This window comes from Gordonia otitidis, from assembly GCF_020735545.1.
Lineage (GTDB): Bacteria > Actinomycetota > Actinomycetes > Mycobacteriales > Mycobacteriaceae > Gordonia > Gordonia otitidis.
The window spans coordinates 683,323-701,082 of record NZ_CP085974.1 but is presented as its reverse complement, the minus strand read 5'-3'; the positions used below and the strand labels follow the sequence as shown (position 1 = coordinate 701,082).

Annotated in this window: 16 protein-coding genes; 7 read left to right on the top strand and 9 right to left on the bottom strand. The window is 64.7% G+C overall.

What is annotated here, in order from left to right; translation table 11 throughout:
* Positions 1 to 92 precede the first annotated feature (92 nt).
* From LK459_RS03115 to LK459_RS03100, 4 genes are all read left to right on the top strand, one after another.
* Positions 93 to 791, top strand: a complete 699-nt coding sequence (locus LK459_RS03115; RefSeq protein ID WP_227921754.1) for a YceI family protein — start codon at positions 93 to 95, stop codon at positions 789 to 791.
* Positions 792 to 973: 182 nt separating this feature from the next.
* Positions 974 to 2,581 carry an ABC transporter substrate-binding protein gene (locus tag LK459_RS03110; protein ID WP_227921753.1) on the top strand — a complete coding sequence of 536 codons (1,608 nt, stop codon included), beginning with the start codon at positions 974 to 976 and terminating at the stop codon, positions 2,579 to 2,581.
* Complete coding sequence (locus tag LK459_RS03105) at positions 2,578 to 3,543, top strand: ABC transporter permease (protein ID WP_007239534.1); 966 nt, start codon at positions 2,578 to 2,580, stop codon at positions 3,541 to 3,543. Before LK459_RS03110 ends, LK459_RS03105 begins: the two co-directional genes overlap by 4 nt.
* A complete protein-coding gene (locus tag LK459_RS03100) occupies positions 3,540 to 6,197 on the top strand; it encodes an ABC transporter ATP-binding protein/permease (protein ID WP_227921751.1) in 2,658 nt (885 codons plus the stop codon). The genes LK459_RS03105 and LK459_RS03100 overlap by 4 nt, the downstream gene beginning before the upstream one ends.
* Before the next feature lie 12 nt (positions 6,198 to 6,209).
* Here the strand turns inward: LK459_RS03100 and LK459_RS03095 are convergent, their stop codons facing one another.
* Positions 6,210 to 6,557 carry a UBP-type zinc finger domain-containing protein gene (locus LK459_RS03095; RefSeq protein WP_227921750.1) on the bottom strand — a complete coding sequence of 116 codons (348 nt, stop codon included), beginning with the start codon at positions 6,555 to 6,557 and terminating at the stop codon, positions 6,210 to 6,212.
* A 127-nt stretch (positions 6,558 to 6,684) separates the two neighbouring features.
* On the opposite strand from LK459_RS03095, the gene msrB reads away from it, so the two are divergent.
* A complete protein-coding gene (gene msrB / locus LK459_RS03090) occupies positions 6,685 to 7,167 on the top strand; it encodes a peptide-methionine (R)-S-oxide reductase MsrB (protein ID WP_007238014.1) in 483 nt (160 codons plus the stop codon).
* On the top strand, positions 7,164 to 7,718 hold the full coding sequence (gene msrA, locus LK459_RS03085) for a peptide-methionine (S)-S-oxide reductase MsrA (RefSeq protein WP_227921748.1): 555 nt from the start codon (positions 7,164 to 7,166) through the stop codon (positions 7,716 to 7,718). Before msrB ends, msrA begins: the two co-directional genes overlap by 4 nt.
* Positions 7,719 to 7,791: 73 nt before the next feature.
* Here the strand turns inward: msrA and LK459_RS03080 are convergent, their stop codons facing one another.
* Complete coding sequence (locus LK459_RS03080) at positions 7,792 to 9,309, bottom strand: DHA2 family efflux MFS transporter permease subunit (RefSeq protein WP_227921744.1); 1,518 nt, start codon at positions 9,307 to 9,309, stop codon at positions 7,792 to 7,794.
* Between the two features lie 99 nt (positions 9,310 to 9,408).
* Between LK459_RS03080 and LK459_RS03075 the strand changes: the two genes are divergently transcribed.
* Positions 9,409 to 10,095: a TetR/AcrR family transcriptional regulator gene (locus tag LK459_RS03075; protein ID WP_227921742.1), complete on the top strand. Its 687-nt coding sequence runs from the start codon at positions 9,409 to 9,411 to the stop codon at positions 10,093 to 10,095.
* A 27-nt stretch (positions 10,096 to 10,122) separates the two neighbouring features.
* On the opposite strand, the gene LK459_RS03070 is transcribed toward LK459_RS03075, so the two are convergent.
* From LK459_RS03070 to LK459_RS03040, 7 genes are all read right to left on the bottom strand, one after another.
* Complete coding sequence (locus LK459_RS03070) at positions 10,123 to 10,896, bottom strand: DUF4396 domain-containing protein (protein ID WP_227921741.1); 774 nt, start codon at positions 10,894 to 10,896, stop codon at positions 10,123 to 10,125.
* Positions 10,897 to 10,928: 32 nt separating this feature from the next.
* Positions 10,929 to 12,224: a DUF2254 domain-containing protein gene (locus LK459_RS03065; protein ID WP_227921739.1), complete on the bottom strand. Its 1,296-nt coding sequence runs from the start codon at positions 12,222 to 12,224 to the stop codon at positions 10,929 to 10,931.
* Positions 12,225 to 12,351: 127 nt separating this feature from the next.
* Positions 12,352 to 13,278, bottom strand: a complete 927-nt coding sequence (locus LK459_RS03060; protein ID WP_227921737.1) for an AurF N-oxygenase family protein — start codon at positions 13,276 to 13,278, stop codon at positions 12,352 to 12,354.
* Between the two features lie 692 nt (positions 13,279 to 13,970).
* Entirely contained in the window at positions 13,971 to 14,966 is a 996-nt protein-coding gene (locus tag LK459_RS03055; protein ID WP_227921735.1) for a glycine betaine ABC transporter substrate-binding protein, read from the bottom strand.
* The gene (locus LK459_RS03050) at positions 14,963 to 15,703 is read right to left on the bottom strand and encodes an ABC transporter permease (RefSeq protein WP_007237975.1); all 741 of its coding nucleotides are present in this window, start codon (positions 15,701 to 15,703) and stop codon (positions 14,963 to 14,965) included. The genes LK459_RS03055 and LK459_RS03050 overlap by 4 nt, the downstream gene beginning before the upstream one ends.
* Positions 15,700 to 16,986 (bottom strand): ABC transporter ATP-binding protein, encoded by a 1,287-nt coding sequence (locus LK459_RS03045; protein WP_227921733.1) that lies wholly within the window; start codon positions 16,984 to 16,986, stop codon positions 15,700 to 15,702. Before LK459_RS03045 ends, LK459_RS03050 begins: the two co-directional genes overlap by 4 nt.
* Entirely contained in the window at positions 16,983 to 17,630 is a 648-nt protein-coding gene (locus tag LK459_RS03040) for an ABC transporter permease (RefSeq protein ID WP_007237973.1), read from the bottom strand. Before LK459_RS03040 ends, LK459_RS03045 begins: the two co-directional genes overlap by 4 nt.
* Between the last annotated feature and the right edge of the window lie 130 nt (positions 17,631 to 17,760).

Genomic DNA, 17,760 nt, shown 5'->3' with positions numbered 1-17,760 from the left:
AGATCAGAAACCGATGGTGAGGTGAAATCCATGACACCTCCGACGACGCCCCGCGCCAGGACCTGTATGACCTCGATCGCGGAGGTGGTCCGATGAAACGAAAGTATCTCTGGTGGGGTCTCGGTACGTTGGTGGTGCTCGTGATCGTCGTCGTCGCTGCTGGGCCGTGGGCCTACTCCAAGTGGATCGCGGGCGATGCCGACGACGAGCTGGCACTCCCGTCGTCGACCCAGGCGGCGTCGGAGAGCGTCGACGGAACGTGGACCATCGTCCCCGGGCCATCCGCCGAGGCAACACGGACCCAAGCGGGCTATCGCGTCGACGAAACCCTGCGCGGGCAACCGGTTACGGTCAACGGTCGCACCACGTCGGTGACCGGCTCGGCCACGGTGGCAGCGTCGAAACTCGAAAGCGCCGACATCACGGTCGACGTCGCGTCCATCACCAGCCCCGAATCCATGCGCGACAACCGCTTCCGGAGTTCGATGATCATGGACACCGACAAATTCCCGACGGCTACGTGGAAACTGTCTGAGCCCGTCGATATTTCGTCGGTGCCGGAGTCGGGGGAGCCGCGCGCCGTCGAGGCCACCGGCGAGATGACGATCAAGGGAGTGTCGAAGACCGTCACCACGACGCTCAACATCCAGCGATCGGGTGCGTCGGTGATCGTGCAGGGATCGGTACCGGTCACCTGGACCGACTACGGCGTCACGCCTCCGTCACTCGGATTCGTCGACGTTCAGGACACCGGCACCATCGAGTTCCTGGTGAACCTCGAGAAGAAGTGAGGCCCTTGGGGGTTCTCGGCGAGTTCGACCAGCGCTGGCACCGAAAGCCTCCGGGTCTTGCAACCAGGTGCGGCGTCGGGACACGCTGAGAACCCCCTTACGCTTGCGAACCATCCGCAAGCGCGGCAGACTCCATCCCACGGATCGCAGCGTCTCCGCGGCGCGGGAGGGGTCACGACGCCATGGCCGATGAGGACCAGCAGCGCGCATCGTCGCCGCTCTCGATCCCGCTGAACCGGCGACGATTCTTCTCCCTGACCGCAGCTGCAGGGGTCGGTGTGGTCGGTGTGTCCGCACTCAGCGCCTGTGCACCGGGGTCGGGCTCGGGTCTGGCAGGCTCCGCCAACACCATTCGTGCCGCCATCGCGGGTGAACCCGACCAACTCGATCCGCACAAGACCTCCGCATACTTCTCCTTCGAGGTGCTCGAGAACGTTTTCGACACGTTGGTCGAGCCGAACGAGAAGTTGGAGATGGTGCCCGCGCTTGCGCAGGGTTGGCAGGTCAATCCCGATGAGACGCAATGGACGTTCACGCTTCGCCCCGGTGTCCGGTGGCACAATGGCGACCCGTTCGTCGCCCAGGACGTCGTGTACTCGTACCGCCGGATCATCGACGGAGAGTTGTCGGCGTCGTGGCGATTCGACAGCGTCGCGAGCATCGAGGCACCGGACGACGCGCACGTCGTGATCACCACGCACGCGCCGAGTCCCAACCTGCTCAGCAGCATCGGCGGATTCAAGGGGCTCGCGATCGTCAACAAGCGCAACGTCGAGTCGGGGCAGATCCTGTCGCGACCCATCGGCACCGGGCCGTTCTCGTTCGAATCCCGCTCACCCGCAACGTCGATTGTGCTGAAGGCCAATCCGGGACACTGGTCCGGGGGTCCGCATGTCGACGGTGTCGCGTTCAGCTTCATCTCACAGGGAACGACCGCGGTCTCGGCACTGCGCTCGGGTGAGGTCGACTGGACGGACGCGATACCCGCCCAACAGCTGCGCATCCTCGACGGCGAGGAGGAGATCACCGTCGGCACGGTCACCGCCAACGACTACTGGTATGTGGCGATGAACTTCGCGCGGAAGCCGTTCGACGATCGGCGGGTGCGGCAGGCAGTGGCGTATGCGATCGACCGGAAGTCGATCGCGCAGGTGGTGGGCTATGGAACCGCGACACCCAATCAATTGGCGATTCCCAAGACCAGCCCGTGGTTCACGCCCTACGACAGGTTCACGGCCGGCTTGGACAGGGCTGCGGCGGTGGACAAGTCGCGGTCACTGCTGCGCGACGCAGGGCATTCGTCGCTGTCCATGGGGCTGATGGTCTCCACCGAGTACCCCGAAACCATCACGGCCGCACAGGTCATCGCGTCGAATCTCGCCGACGCCGGCATCAAGGTGACCATCGAGCAACTCGACTTCGGTGTCTGGCTCGACCGCCAGTCCGCCGGGCAATTCGATTCGCTGTTGATGGGTTGGCTCGGCAACATCGATCCCGACGACTTCTACTACGCGCAGCACCACACGGGCGGAACGTCGAATTCCCAGAAGTACTCCAATTCCGAAGTGGACCGGCTACTCGACGCCGGACGAGCCGAACTCGACGTCGGCAGGCGTAAGCAGATCTATGCCGACGTCGCATCGCGGATCGCCGACGACGTCAGCTACCTGTACCTGTACAACCCATCGACAACGCAGGCGTTCTCGACGTCGGTGCGCGACTACACCGTGCGAGCAGACAAAGCCGTCCGATTCCGTGACGCCCGGCTCGACCGAGGAGGTGAGTCATGAGCGACTTCGGTTGGCCGCTGGTCAGGTTCATCCTGATCCGTCTGCTCTACACCGTCCTCGTGCTGATCGGTGTGACCATCGCGGTGTTCTTCCTCATGCAGATCGTGCCGGGCGACCCGGTCAAGATCGCGCTGGGCACCCGCTACACACCGGAATCCTATGAGGCACTACGCAGCGCGTCCGGCCTCGACAAGCCACTGTTCACCCAACTCGTCAACTATCTGGGCAATGCAGCGACCGGTGACCTCGGGGTCAGCTTCCGCAACAACGAGCCTGTCACCCACATGTTGATCGACCGACTTCCCGCCACGATCGCGTTGGCCGTCGCCGCCATCCTCGTGGCACTGGTGATCGCCATCCCGTTCGGGACGTGGGCGGCGCTGCGAGAAGGTCGGACCGCCGACAACACCATCAGGGTGGTGTCCCAGTTCGGGATCTCGGTGCCCGACTTCTGGATGGGCATCCTGCTGATCGCACTGTTCTCCACCTACCTCGGCTGGCTTCCGTCGTCGGGGTATCGTTCGCCCGCAGACGGATTCGTGCCGTGGATCTCGCACCTCGTGCTACCCGCGATCACCGTGGGCGCGGTGACGGGAGCGATCATGACGCGGTACGTCCGCACCGCGGTGCTCGAAGTCGCCAACGCGCCCTACATCACCACCGCCGAGTCGAAGGGGCTCACCCGTAAGCGAATCCTTGTGACCCACATCGGTCGAAATGCCCTGGTGCCGGTGCTCACGATCTCCGGTATCCAACTCGCCGGGCTTCTCGGTGGCGTGATCGTCGTCGAAGTGGTCTTCGCGTGGCCAGGGCTCGGCCGACTGGTGTACGACTCCGTTGCCGCACGCGACTATCCGATGCTGCAGGGAGCGATCCTTCTCATCGCGGCGATCTTCCTCATCATCAATCTGATCGTGGACATCCTCTACGCCGTCATCGATCCGAGGATTCGGTTGTCATGACTGATCTGCCCGAGCCCGAGCGCACCGTTGATACCGCACTGGCCGACGCCGGTGAGCCGACCGAGCAGGGTACGGGCAACACCGACTCGGCGTGGCGACTGCTGCTGCGCAACAAGGCGTCGGTGGTCGGTATCGTCGTCATCCTCGTGATGGTCGTCCTGGCCGTCTTCGGTTCCTTCATCGCCCCGTACGGCGCCAACGACATCGACGTTCCGAACGCTCTACAGGCGCCGAACCTCTCACATCTGTTCGGCACCGACGACCTCGGCCGCGACGTCTTCTCCCGGGTTGTCCTCGCCGCTGCGGTGAGTATGCGGGTCGCGGTGATCGCCGTGGCCATCTCGCTCGTGGTCGGTGTCATCATCGGGATGGTGTCGGGATTCGCAGGCGGGGTCACCGACACCGTGTTGATGCGCGTCATCGACGTCGTGTTCTCGTTCCCCGTGATGCTTCTCGCGCTGGCGATCGTCGCTATTCTGGGGCCTGGCGTGAACTCGGCGACCATTGCGATCGGCATCGTCTACATTCCGATCTTCGCCCGTGTCGCCAGAGCGGACACGCTTCGCGTGCGGGAGACGCAGTTCGTGCAGGCTGCCAGGACCATGGGGGTGTCGACGCCCCGCATCCTGTTCGGCCATGTGCTACCGAACATCTCGGGCCCCGTGGTGGTCCAGACCTCGATCTCGTTGGCGTTCGCGATCCTGTCCGAGGCAGCGCTGTCGTTCCTCGGTCTCGGTGTGCAGCCACCGGAACCGTCCTGGGGACGCATGCTCTACGACGCCCAGGGGTTTCTCACCAGCGCTTGGTGGATGGGGGTGTTCCCCGGTCTCGCGATCCTCGTGACGGTGTTCGCGTTCAACCTGCTCGGCGACGGTGTTCGCGACGTCCTCGACCCGCGGCAGCGAACTCTTCTGCGTAACAGGGGAAAGTCGCGACGCCCCCGAAGTGAGAAGACGACCACCAGGCCTCACCCGGCGTCGCGCAGTGCGGATGAATCCAGCAGCTCCGCACGGGTTCTCGACGTCAGCGACCTCGTCGTCGGTGTGGGGCCGAGAGAGATAGTGCACGGCATCGACTTTTCGGTGTCGAAGGGAGAAACCCTCGGCATCGTCGGCGAAAGCGGTTCGGGTAAGTCGTTGTCGGTGCTCTCGGCGACCGGACTCTTCCACGCACCGAGCTCCTACATCAGTGGGTCGTCGCGCATCGACGCGACAGAGGTGATCGGTGCGTCGCAGGCTGTCCTGCGAACCATCCACGGCGCGCGTGTGGGTTTTGTGTTCCAGGACCCGTCGTCGAGTCTGAATCCCTTGCTCACGATCGAGCAACAGCTGACCGAGGGGCCGCGTCGTCATCTCGGACTCAGTCATGCCGATGCCCGGGAGCGTGCACTCGGACTGCTCCAGGACGTCAACCTCCCCGACCCCGAAACCCGTTTGCGCGCATATCCGCATCAGCTCTCCGGCGGTCAACGCCAGCGCGTGATGATCGCGATCGCGCTGTCGTGCGACCCCGACATCCTCGTCGCAGACGAGGCGACCACCGCGCTCGATGTGACCACGCAGGCACAGATCATCGACCTCGTCGCACGCCTGCAGCGCGAACGCGGCATGGCGGTGGTGTGGATCAGCCACGACCTCGGTGTCATCGGACGCATCGCCGACCGGGTCGTCGTGCTCCGCGCGGGCACTGTTGTCGAAACGGGCAACGTCGCAGACATATTCGCCGATCCGCAGCACGAGTACACCAGGGAGCTCCTCGCCTCCCGACCACTGCTGTCGAAGGTCGACGAGCGCGGCGACCATCCGGCAGTGACCGATGACAAGGCCGACGCCGCAACACCTCTCGTGACGATCTCCGACCTCAGCGTCGATTTCGCCGTCCGGACATCGACCGGCCGCGACACCGTCCACGCGGTCAGCGACGTCGACCTGCAGGTGATGCGCGGCACCACCCTCGGCATCGTCGGCGAGTCCGGATCGGGCAAGTCGACCATCGCCGGAGTCCTGACCGGGCTGACGACCACCGGACACGGCACGGTGGTCCGGGGCTCGGCCCGTGTGTCGGTCGAGGGCAAGGAGATCGACGCAGTCGGCGTCCACGGGGCAGACGAGAAGGCGCTGCGTCGACGCGTCGCGATGGTCTTCCAGGACCCGGGGGCCTCACTCGACCCACGCATGACGGTGGCCTCGTCGATCACCGAGGCGCTACGCGCGCACAAGCTCGAATCTGGAAAAGACGCTCTTCGACGCCGCGCGGGCGAACTGCTCGACGACGTCAGTCTCGACAGCAACTTCCTCGACCGCTATCCGCATGAACTGTCCGGCGGTCAGCGTCAGCGTGTATGCCTTGCCCGAGCGCTCGCCTCGGACCCTGAATTACTGATCCTCGACGAGTCGACCGCGTCGTTGGACGTGACGGTGCAGTCCGCGGTGCTCGATCTGCTCACCGACCTGCAGCGCGAACGGAACCTGACGTACCTGTTCATCGCACACGACCTCGCTGTCGTCGAGCAGATCAGCGACACGGTCGCGGTCATGCAGAACGGAAAAGTCGTCGAATACGGCGAAGCGTCGAAGATCTTGCACGAGCCCGAAAGCGACTACACGCGAAAGCTGTTGGCCGCCATCCCACCGGAGACGCCTGCGCGGGCCTGACCGCGCGATCGGTCAGTGCAGCAGGTCCTGCCAGTTCGACGGCACCCGGTCGGCGGGCCCGGGGGCAGCCTGGTCGGCCGGATGACTGGTCGGCTCCGCGAGTTGCGGGCCTTCGGCGAACTGTGAGTCGGGGTAGCTCCAGAACCAGTCCTCGCCGGGTTCGAAGCTCTGGATGTAGGGGTGTCCGGTGTCGGAGGCGTGGTGGGAAGCATGCTGCGAGGGCGAGCTGTCGCAGCAGCCTACGTGTCCACATGCGGCGCAGCGTCGTAGATGAAACCACCAGCCGTCAGGGCCGGCGAGACACTCGACGCAGCCTGTGCCGGACGGGGGAACCGTGGGATCGAGCGAGTTGTCTGCCATGTCCCGACGCTACGCTCGGGTGGAGGGCTTATCGACTCTCACCGGATTCACAGACTCACGGGACCAAATTCGACGACGCCGCTGTTCTTGTATGTGACACCGCAGCCAGCGGTGGCAAGGAGGAGAAATGTCCCACGACTACCGCAAGACCACCGAGGCGCTCGAGCGCCTGACGCCCGACCAGTACCGCGTCACTCAGCAGGAGGGAACCGAGCCCGCGTTCCACAACGAGTACTGGGACAACCATCAGCCCGGTATCTACGTCGACGTCGTCTCCGGCGAGCCGCTGTTCACGTCGCTCGACAAGTACGACAGCGGAACGGGTTGGCCCAGCTTCACCCGCCCCATCAGCGACGACGCCGTTTCGACGCGCACCGACCGAACGCTGTGGATGAAGCGCACCGAGGTGCGCTCGGCGTATGCCGACAGCCACCTCGGGCATGTCTTCGACGACGGTCCGCGCGCGGAAGGCGGACGCAGGTACTGCATGAACTCGGCATCGCTGCGATTCATCCCCGCCGACGAGCTCGACGAGCAGGGATACGGCGAGTTCCGGCACCTGTTCGAGACCACCGACCATGTAGACAACAGGCAGGAGAACGCATCATGACCAGTGGAAGCAACGACGACGGACGCGTCACCTCGCAACCCGGCACCGAAACCGCGGTACTCGCGGGCGGATGCTTCTGGGGTGTCGAGGATTTGATCCGACGTCAGCCAGGAGTGGTCTCGACCCGCGTCGGTTATACCGGTGGCGACAACGACCACCCCACGTATCGAAACCACCCGGGACATGCCGAGGCCGTCGAGATCGTATTCGATCCGACGCAGACGACCTACCGGAACATCCTCTCGTTCTTCTTTCAGATTCACGATCCGTCTACGAAGAACCGGCAGGGCAACGACGTCGGTACGAGTTACCGGTCGGCGATCTTCCCTCAGTCACCCGAGCAGGAGCGCGTCGCGCGTGACACGATCGCCGACGTCGACGCGTCGGGGCTGTGGCCCGGCAAGGCGGTCACGACGATCGAGCCCGCGGGCCCGTTCTGGGAGGCCGAGCCAGAGCACCAGGACTACCTACTGCGGTATCCGAACGGCTATACATGCCACTGGCCGCGTCCGGAGTGGGTACTCCCGCACCGGGATGAGGCACACGCCTGACCTGATCGGACGACATACGGCCCGGTCACCGAGTTCATCGGTGGCCGGGCCGTACCCGTCTGCGGCCGTGTGATCAGTGCGCCATCGCCGGCGCCTCGTCGCCCTCGGTGACGGGGAGTGTGCCGTTCGGAATGAGGAGCGCCGAGATCACCGCTCCTGCGGCGAACACGGCGGCCGCGACCCAGAAGGCCGTGGTGTAGGAGTGCACCGCGGCGAGTTGCTGCAGTGCCATCGGATTGGCGACCTGCCCCGCGTGCGATGTCGCGTACGACGCTGCGGCGCTGGCGGCAATTGTGCTCAGCAGCGCGGTACCGACGGAACCGCCGACCTGCTGCATGGTGTTGACCGTTGCCGACGCGACACCCGCGTCCTCGGGCAGGACGCCCGAAACCGCTCCCTGCATGGCCGGAGCCATCGACGCGCCGAGTCCGACGCCCATGATCAGCAGCGCGGGCAAGACGTGCGCCGCGTACGTACTGGTGTCGGTCAGTTGGGTGAGCAGCACCATGCCCAGTGCGGCGATCAGCATGCCGCCTGCCATCAGCCAGCGAGGACCGAACCGAGGCAGCAACACACCGGTCGCCGTCGTCGCGGTGACGATCAGCATGGCGATCATCGGAAGGAATGCGAGTCCGGTCTTGATGGGGGTGAAGTGCAGGTTGACCTGCAGGTAGTAGGTCAGGAACAGGAAGATGCCGAACATTCCGATACCCACGATGAACACCGCAAGGTATGACCCGCCGCGGGTGCGGTGGGTGATGACCCGTAGCGGCAACAGCGCGTGTGGGGTGCGCGATTGCCACCACACGAATGCGGCGAGCAGCACGACCCCGACGGCGAGCCACGTGAGGGTGGCCCAGTCCGCCCAGCCGTTCGTCTCGGCGTTGGAGAAGCCGTAGACGATGGAGAACAGCGCGATCGACACCGTGATCACCCCGGGAAGGTCCAGCTTGGGGCGGTGCTCCGACTTGTGGGCACCGATGAACAGCACTGCTCCGACCAGTGCGATCGCCGCGATCACGAGGTTCACATACAGGCACCAGCGCCAGTCGGCCCACTCGGTGAGCATGCCGCCCAACAGGAGTCCCAGGGCACCGCCACCACCAGCGATGGCACCGAAGATGCCGAAGGCCTTACCGCGTTCGGCCGGATCGGTGAACGTGGTGGTGAGCAGGGACAACGCGGCGGGCGCCAGTAGGGCGCCGAAAATTCCTTGACCTGCTCGTGCGACCACCAGCATGTCGAAATTGACCGCTGCGCCACCGATCGCGGACATGACGGCGAAGCCGATCAAGCCGGCGATGAACGTGGCCCTGCGGCCGAGGAGGTCGGACAGACGGCCACCGAGAAGCAGCAGACTGCCGAATGCAAGCGAGTAGGCGGTGACGATCCATTGCCGGTCGGCGTCACCGAAGCCGAGCGATTCCTGCGCATGCGGGAGTGCGATGTTCACGATGGTTGCGTCGAGCACGACCATCAGCTGTGCGAGACCGAGCACACCGAGCACCACCCACCGCAGACGATGATGGCGTTCTTCTCGAGACTCCCCGTGTGCCGACAATCCGCCGGCCGTGTCGTAAGTTGTGGTCATCAGTCCTCCGGTGCGGAATAGTGGAGAAGTCTCCTCCGTTTACGAGGATGCCAACGAAGTAAATCCGGAGATGATTCCTCCGGTTGAGAGAATGTGACGATGACCACTCGAGCGGGAACAGGCGCAGACGCCGTACGACCTCTTCGGGCCGACGCCGAGCGGAACCGACGTCGAATCATCGCCGCTGCTCACGAGTTGTTCGCCGAGCGTGGTCTCGACGTCTCGCTCGACGACGTCGCCGCCGCTGCCGGGGTGGGAGTCGGGACTGTGTACCGGCGCTTCGCCAATCGAGACGAACTCGTCGTCGGTGTGTTCGCGGCGCACCTCGAGCAGGTGGCCGAGCAGACCGAGGACGTACTCGCCGACGACGGCGACCCGTGGACCGCAGTCGTGACGATGGTGACGACGGTGTGCACCGCCATGGCCGAGGACAGAGGTCTCGCCGCGATCATCATGCAGATCGACCACACCGATCCGGCCATTGCGACGGTGAAGGCCCGGATGACCGAACGGATGCGCGAGGTGTTCGACCGCGCTCACGCCGCCGGTGTGCTGCGCCCCGACGTGGTGCAGACCGATCTGTTCTCCATTTTCTCCATGGTGTCGGCGTACGCGGAGATCACCGAGGCAACGGTTCCTGGCACATGGCGTCGCTACCTGCAGTTGCTGCTCGACGCGATTCACGCCGCTCCGCCGAGCGGTCCGCTGCAGACTCCGCCGCTGACGGAAGAACAGATCCACGAGGTCCAGGCCTGTCGTATGGCGTTCCGCCGGGGCGGGGCGTGAGTAGACGCCCATCCTGAGCTCGGAGAGTCACATGCGTTCCTTCACGCCTGTGCTGATCAGCCACCAGTTGACCGGAAACGCGGTGACGAATCCCGCGAGCATGGCCAGTTGCATGACTGCCCAGAACACTGCGGTGTCGATCGCGACCGGTCCGCCCAACCAGGCCGGGAACACGACCAACTGCGCGATGGCCATCGCGCCGTACATCCCGACCTGCCACGCCGTCAGCGACAGGATGTCGGCACGTGCGGCCGCACGGAGATTCCGCAGGCGACCGCGATCGCTGTTCATCGGCGCGATCGCGAAGTACTGGAACGCGATGCCGATCACCAGCGCGGCAACATAGGCCAGCACCCAGCCGGCGAACAGTTCGTCGGAGAATGCCCGGCCGAGCCCGCCGACAACGGCGATGCCGGGCACAGCGAACAACAGCCATTCGACGACGAGATCGGCCAGGGTGCAACCGGCGCCGCAGTGGCTGGTCCCCACGAAAACCGAACTCGCCATGGGACGTGGTGTCGGTGCCCGACCCGTCGTCATGTCCATCTCGGTGTCGTCACCGGTCGAGGTAGAGGGCGACGTGTTTCTCGGTGCAGCCCTTCCCCATGCCACGTAGGCGGCCACCCAGATCACCGAGCCGAACAGCGCGCAGATCGGCCAGACCAGATTCATGACTGCCATCGGCTGTGGGTGACGAGTGATGTCGACGGCCAACACCAGCGCGCAGACCAGGCCGAGTCCGATGGCGACCCAACTGCACACCGTCAGCCATTCGGGGATCGAGCCGGTGGTCACGGTCATTCACGCCATGATCGCAGATTGGTGAGTCGCACTCATGCGGCGAGGATCGCGGTCCGAGCTGTCATGATCTCGCGACAGCAGAAGTCCGCGGCCACCGGATCCCCGTCGGAGGCACGCTCCGCGCTCTCGATGAGGTCCAGATGATGAAGCACTGCGTCTCGGACGTCGGGCTCGACTGCTGCGACACCGATGCGGCGCGCCAGCAGGATCGCTGCCCTCATGGCCACAGGCGCCTCCAGGGCATAGATGCGGACAGCTGTGAAGATGTCGTCGACCAGCTCTGTTGTCTGAATACGCGTGACGACAAGGCGGAGGTTTCCGTCGCGGTCGACGCGCCCGGGGCGCTGTTGCTTGCGTCGTACGAGCGGAACCATCCCGACGGCCAACTCGCTGAATGCATTGTGCGCCGTGTAGGGATCGTTCGTGCCGGGGGAGAGGGCGCGAACGGCCATCTCCACCAGTTGCTGCACCGCGAACTGGATGTCGTGCACCGGTGTCCGGGTATTGCCGAAACTGACCGCACGGCACACTTCCGAATCGATGTCGTCTGAGGCCGATGCGTGGTGGATACGCACCAGGGTCTCGCCGGCGACGATATGGTCACCGGGCCTGACGATTACTTCGATCAGACAGTCGTGACGACGCGCGATCTGCAGCAAGGCGTCCTCGTCGATGTCGAGTATGAAACCCGAGTCAACGCTGGGCACCTCGTCGGCTGTATCGCCGAGACCGGTCGCTGCACGTGCGTTGTGCGGTTGGTGCTCGGGATACAGGTTGTCGACGACGTCGTCGAGTTCGGTGCGCACTCGCGCCGACAACGTGGACACCTGGATCGACGTCGCGATGTGATTGATGAAGTACACGAGTACCGCGACGTCCGCGACAGCGAGGATGACCGCGAGGTTCACGGCGAGATTCGGGACGAACTGTCCTTCGGTCACCGTCTCGTCGCGGATCGACCGGAGCACGAGGAGCGCGTAGAGGAACGTGGCGCCGAAGAGGCCGAGGACGAACTGGTTGCCTCTGTCGTTCATGAAGTTTCGGACCAGCCGAGGTCCGTAGGTGGAACTGGCCGTGGCCAGGACAGAGATGGTGATCGAGAACGAGGTGGCCGCGACGCCGAGGATCGAGCCGGCGATCGCGCCGAGGATGTCGCGACTGCCACTGGCGCCCACGTGATAGAACAAGGTGCCCCAGGTGCCCAGACGCGTGTCACCGATGGCGCGGTCCAGTGAGATCAACCCCTGAGCGAGCAACACCGCAGTGATGCAGAGGATCATGGGGATGAACCAGAACCTGTGCGTCAGCCGCGACAATCTGGCGCTCATGGTCAGCGACTTCCCCGTTCCGTCGTCACGTCGAGTGATCTGGTGCCGGACTTGAGTGTATCGACGTGGCGAGTCGCCTGGATGGTGATCTCCTCGCTGCCGACGACGGCAGCGGTCGGGTGGCGTATCAGAGCATGTGTACCTTGCGGTAGATCGACGCGGCGGCCGGCGTCAGTAGACCGACCTCGTCGAGAAAGGCCATCAGGTGTGCGCAACTCGTGCGGACCATCGCCTGGAAGTGATGGTTTCGACGCATCTCCGACACCGCCCGGTACTTGTCGAGCCCGGCGTCGGCGTAGGCCTGCGGACGTACCAGGCTCGTGAAGATGTACGACGCCGCGAGGGCGGTGTAGGAGGCGCTGGCATGTCGTCGTATCGGTCCGACATCGGCCATCGACTCCCGAATCTGTTCACGCGCGAACCGCATGTGGCGGGATTCCTCGAGCACATGGATCTCGTTGACCGTCCGGATGAAGGGTAGGACGCGTTCGTCGCGCGTACACCCGCGCTGGAACACGTCGAGGATCTCCTCGGCCGCGAGAATGCCGCCGTACGCGATCTCGCCGCCGGTGGTTGCCGCGAACACCTTCGCCGCCTTGCCAATTCGGGGATGGGGCACGTACGACGTTCCGCACAGCTTCTGCGACGCCCTGGCGAACATCAGCGAATGCCTGCACTCGTCGGCGATCTCGGTCATCGCGAACCAGTACTCGGGGCGGTGGCGGTCGGCGAGGTACTGGTCACGGAGCACGAGTTGCTGCAGCAGCATCTCGAACCAGATACCGATCGACATCACCGAAGCCGTCTCGTGCCGGGTGAGGCGGATGCGCTGCTCCTCACTCATCTCGTTCCAGTAGTCGGTGCCGTACAGCGTCGACCACTCCGGGCTGCACCCGTAGAGCGTCGGGTCCAGGGGTGCGTCCCAGTCGATCTCAACCAGGGCGTTCCGTGACGAGCGCGCCGCCGAGTCGACGAGGCGTGCCGACACCTCGTCCGTGCCACGGTCGAGCTTGCTGATCTGCGGTGTCGAGTTGTCGACGACCTCTACCGACACAGGAGCCTCCTCCGACGATGACATTGAATGGTGTAACCGTAACACTGATCAATGGCAGAGTGGAGGGCCGCGTGCTCATCGGGTGGCCGGTGCCGGGCCGGGCGCCTGGCCGGGTCGCGGAAAGCGGGGGGTCTGGTGCCGGTGCAGGAAGTCGGGGAGGGGGTCCCGTGCGGTGCGGAAAGTCGGGGGAGGGGTCCGGCGCGGTGCGGAAAGTAGGGGAAAGAACTCTTCCGCTGGTTCTGGTGCTTTCCGTGGGTTGTTTCTAGGGGGAGCGTCGAGAAGTAGGGGAAGAATCCGGCCGCGCACTCTTCCCCTACTTCCACCCCGGCGGGGAGCGTCGAGAAGTAGGGGAGGAACCCGGCTGCGCACTCTTCCCCTAGTTTCGGGGGGGGGGTGGGCGGTGTCGGGGATGAGGGGGCTGGGTCGGGCCGTCGGACTTTTCCGCTGGTTCTGGTGCTTTCCGCGGGTTGTTTCTAGGGGGAGCCTCGAAAAGTGGGGGAAGGGCTCGGCCGCGGGCTCTTCCGCTACTTTCAGCTCCGGCTGGCAGTGTCGGACACTGGGGTCCGGCGCGGGTGCGGAAAGTAGGGGAAGAGCCCGCCGCGCACTCTCCCCCTACTTCCAGCCCGGCAGGCAGCGTCCAAACCAGGGGAAAGGCCCAACCAGCGCCACCCCGACCGCCCGCGCGACCCTGACTACTTTTCGGCGACGATGAGCTTCTCGCTGATCAGCCAGTCGTAGGCGACGTCGGCCGGGTCCTCTCCGTCGATGTCGACGCGGCCGTTGAGGTCTTGCATGACGTCGTCGGTGAGATGCTCGGAGACCGTCCCCATCAACTGCGCGATCTGAGGGTGCTGCTTGAGTACGGATTCGCGCACCACGGTCGTGCCACTGTAGGGAAGGAAGAACTTCTTGTCGTCCTGGAGCACGGTCAGGTCGAGATTCTTGATGCGTCCGTCAGTGGTGTAGACCATGCCGAAGTTGCACGGTGAGCTGTTGGCGGTCGACGTGTAGACCACGCCCGCGTCCATCCGTGTCACGTTGCCGAGCGGAACGCCGTTCGGGGCGTTGAGCGGCATTCCGTACTTCTCGAGCATGGGTTTGAAACCGTCCGGGCGCGAGAAGAACTCGTCGTCGACGCAGAACGTGCGGTCGGCGACAGGGAGTTTGGCGACGTCCGAGAGCGACTTCACGCCCAACCGCTTCGCGGTGCTGCTCGACGCCGCGAACGCGTAGGTGTCGTTGAAGTTGGCCGGAGGCAGCCACACGAGCTGGTTCTGCTCGAGCTCGATGTCGTGAACCTTCTGCCACAGTTCTTGCGGATCGGGGATCGTCTCGGTTTCGCCGTGGTAGTTGACCCATGCGGTTCCGGTGTACTCCCACAGGATGTCGGCGTCGCCGTTGAGCTGTGCCTGTCGCGACGACGCCGATCCCGGTGCACCGGTGAGGTCGGTGACCTTGGCGCCCGCAGCCGCGAGGTAGGTGGCGGTGATCTTGCCCAGGATCACCGATTCGGTGAAACTCTTCGACGTCACCGTGATCTTCGCTCCGTCGAGGGGACGGGAACCGTCGGGCAGCGAGGCCTGTCGGAACGTCCCCGACGAACTGACAAGGCCGCAGCCCGCGAGTGCGATGATCGCAACGACGAGAAGCGTTGCGACAGTGGCGAGTCGTGCTCGCGTCGCGCTCATGAGACGCCCTTCGGGGTTGCGATCAGTTCGAAGATCCGTCCGAGCCAGTCGATGATCATGGCGAGCAGGGCGACGAGGATGGCGCCCGAGATCAGCAGCTTGGGCAGGAACAGTGTGACGCCGGTGGTGATGAGCGTGCCGAGACTCGTGGCGCCGATGAAGGTGCTGAGAGTGGCCGTGCCCACCAGGATGACCAGCGCGGTTCGGACACCGTTGAGGATCACCGGAACCGCCAGCGGCAACTCCACCTGGATGAGCGTGCGGAATGCCGAATACCCGATACCGCGTGACGCCTCGATCGTGCGCTGATCGACCTGCCGCAATCCGACGATCGTGTTCTGCAGAATGGGGAGCACGGCGTAGACCACCAAACCGATGACGGCCGTGCGGAATCCGGTGCCGAGCCAGAAGGTGAACAGCACGAGCAGGCCGACGGCAGGCGCCGCCTGGCCGATGTTGGCGATGTTCACCGCGATCGGACTCAGCCACTTCATCGACGGTCTGGTCAGCAGAATGCCCAACGGGATCGCGATGACGATGACGATGACGGTGGCCACGAGCGTGAGTTCGATGTGGTCGATGATCGTGGTCTGTAGCGTCGACCAGCCGAGAGAGGCTTGCTCGGTTTCGGTGAGAGTCGTTGTCGCATACCAACTGAAATAGCCGACGGCCAGCACGATGATGACGAGTGGCTCGAACCACACGTCGATCGGGAGGTTGCGAAGTCGTTGTCTCATGCGCCCGCGTTCTGCTCGGGATCGTCGGCAGCGACCACCGGCGTCTCGATCGGACCGGTTCCCTCCGTGTGACTTTCGTAGGACCCGTCGTCCTCCTCGGGCCGTGAATCGGCGAGCTGACCGCGAATGATGTCCATGACCGACGCGATCGTCAGCATGCCGACGACCGCGCCGTGGCGATCGGTCACCAGCGTGCCGCCCTGGCTGGCGGCGAGCATCGAATCCAGCGCGTCGTTGAGCGTCGACGACTCGGCGACGACGGGCAGGCGCGGGTCGAGGTAGTCGGAGATCTCCGGCTTGGACGCGATCTCCTCGATCGACGGCCACGCGCGCGGCCGATCCTGCTTGTCGACCACCACGACCCAGCTCTCGCCTGCCTCGCGTGCTCGCGCGATTGCCTCGCCCGAGCCCTCCCCGACTCTCGCCGTCACGACGGAGTCGTGTTCGACGTCGCGTACCCGCGACAGCGTGAGCTGCGCGAGCGTCGCGCCCGAGCCGATGAATTCCTCGACGAACGGCGTAGCGGGATTGGCGAGTATCTCTTCGGGAGCGGCGTACTGCTCGATATGCGCCCCCTGCGACAAGATCAGTACCTTGTCGCCGAGTTTTGTGGCCTCCTCGAAATCGTGGGTCACCACCACGATCGTCTTTCCGAGTTCATGCTGGATCGCGATGAGGCTGTCCTGCAATCGGACTCGTGTGATGGGGTCGACTGCGCCGAACGGCTCGTCCATCAGCAGGACCGGGGGATCGGCCGCGAGTGCACGCGCAACGCCGACCCGCTGCTGCTGGCCGCCGGACATGTCCTTGGGTAACCGCTTGGCGAATTGAGCGGGGTCGAGACCGACGAGGTCGAGGAGATACTCCGTACGGTCAGCGATCCGCTTCTTGTCCCAGCCGAGGACCCGCGGGATGGCGCCGATGTTCTTCTCGACAGTCCAGTGCGGGAACAGGCCACCGGACTGGATGACGTATCCGATGGATTGACGCAGTTTGTCGGGGTTCTCCTTGGTGACGTCCCGCTCATCGATGAAGATTCGGCCCTCGGTGGGCTCGATGAGCCTGTTGATCATCTTGAGCGTCGTCGTCTTGCCACATCCGGACGGTCCGACGAAGGCGACGATGTGCCCGGCTTCGATATCGAGGTCGAGATGGTCGACTGCGGGCTTGTCCTGGCCTCGAAAGCGTTTGACGACATCGTCGAGTCGGATGGGAGCACCCGTCACCGTGGGGCCGGATGCGCTGTCGGCCCCTGGGGCCGGCGTGTTGGCTACGTCGGTCATGACAATCCTTTGGAGATGGTGAAGCGGCCGAGGAGGACGAGCAGAGCATCGAAGACGAGAGCGATGAGGACGATGAGGATGGTTCCGGTGAGTGCCATCTCGAGCGCGTTGGCCCCGCCCAGTCGAGACAGGCCGTTGAAGATCAATGACCCGAGACCGGGGCCGAGGACGTAGGCCACGATTGCGGCCACGCCGACGATCATCTGCGTCGAGACGCGGATACCGGTGAGGATCACCGGCCACGCGATCGGCAACTCGACGGTCAGCAGGATCCGCCAGCGCGGCAACCCGATTCCCTGCGCGGACTCGATCACGCTCGCCGGAACCGAGCGGAGTCCGACGATCGCGTTACCGATGACCGGTAGCGCGGCGAAGAACGCGAGCATGATGAACGACGGGACGACACCGAGACCGAACGGCACGATCAGCAGCGCGAGAAGTGCGAGTGAGGGGATCGTGAGCGCCACACGACTCGACGTGAGCGTGAGTGCCGAACCCAGCGGCCGTCGGTAGACGAGGACGGCGATGATGATCGCGACGACCGTTCCGACGAGCACTGTTTGAAACGACAGGGACGCATGCTGATAGGTGAGGAACGTCAGACTTTCGGCGTGCGCGTGGATGTAGCTCCACAAACTGCCCACAGCAATCCCCTCGTCGTGGCGAGCGTTGAGAAGTCTCAGACTACAAAGGGAAAGGGTGTTCGGAGGGGTTCCGCTCGATTCGGGGCCCGAGCCGACGGTCCGCTGTTGCGTCCGCCGGTGCGTTGACCGG

Excerpts from the sequence above, each read along its gene's own strand:
- LK459_RS03115 (WP_227921754.1), top strand. The coding sequence starts at position 93 with ATGAAACGAAAGTATCTCTGGTGGGGTCTCGGTACGTTGGTGGTGCTC.
- LK459_RS03110 (WP_227921753.1), top strand. The coding sequence starts at position 974 with ATGGCCGATGAGGACCAGCAGCGCGCATCGTCGCCGCTCTCGATCCCG.
- LK459_RS03105 (WP_007239534.1), top strand. The coding sequence starts at position 2,578 with ATGAGCGACTTCGGTTGGCCGCTGGTCAGGTTCATCCTGATCCGTCTG.
- LK459_RS03100 (WP_227921751.1), top strand. The coding sequence starts at position 3,540 with ATGACTGATCTGCCCGAGCCCGAGCGCACCGTTGATACCGCACTGGCC.
- LK459_RS03095 (WP_227921750.1), bottom strand. The coding sequence starts at position 6,557 with ATGGCAGACAACTCGCTCGATCCCACGGTTCCCCCGTCCGGCACAGGC.
- msrB (WP_007238014.1), top strand. The coding sequence starts at position 6,685 with ATGTCCCACGACTACCGCAAGACCACCGAGGCGCTCGAGCGCCTGACG.
- msrA (WP_227921748.1), top strand. The coding sequence starts at position 7,164 with ATGACCAGTGGAAGCAACGACGACGGACGCGTCACCTCGCAACCCGGC.
- LK459_RS03080 (WP_227921744.1), bottom strand. The coding sequence starts at position 9,309 with ATGACCACAACTTACGACACGGCCGGCGGATTGTCGGCACACGGGGAG.
- LK459_RS03075 (WP_227921742.1), top strand. The coding sequence starts at position 9,409 with ATGACCACTCGAGCGGGAACAGGCGCAGACGCCGTACGACCTCTTCGG.
- LK459_RS03070 (WP_227921741.1), bottom strand. The coding sequence starts at position 10,896 with ATGACCGTGACCACCGGCTCGATCCCCGAATGGCTGACGGTGTGCAGT.
- LK459_RS03065 (WP_227921739.1), bottom strand. The coding sequence starts at position 12,224 with ATGAGCGCCAGATTGTCGCGGCTGACGCACAGGTTCTGGTTCATCCCC.
- LK459_RS03055 (WP_227921735.1), bottom strand. The coding sequence starts at position 14,966 with ATGAGCGCGACGCGAGCACGACTCGCCACTGTCGCAACGCTTCTCGTC.
- LK459_RS03050 (WP_007237975.1), bottom strand. The coding sequence starts at position 15,703 with ATGAGACAACGACTTCGCAACCTCCCGATCGACGTGTGGTTCGAGCCA.
- LK459_RS03045 (WP_227921733.1), bottom strand. The coding sequence starts at position 16,986 with ATGACCGACGTAGCCAACACGCCGGCCCCAGGGGCCGACAGCGCATCC.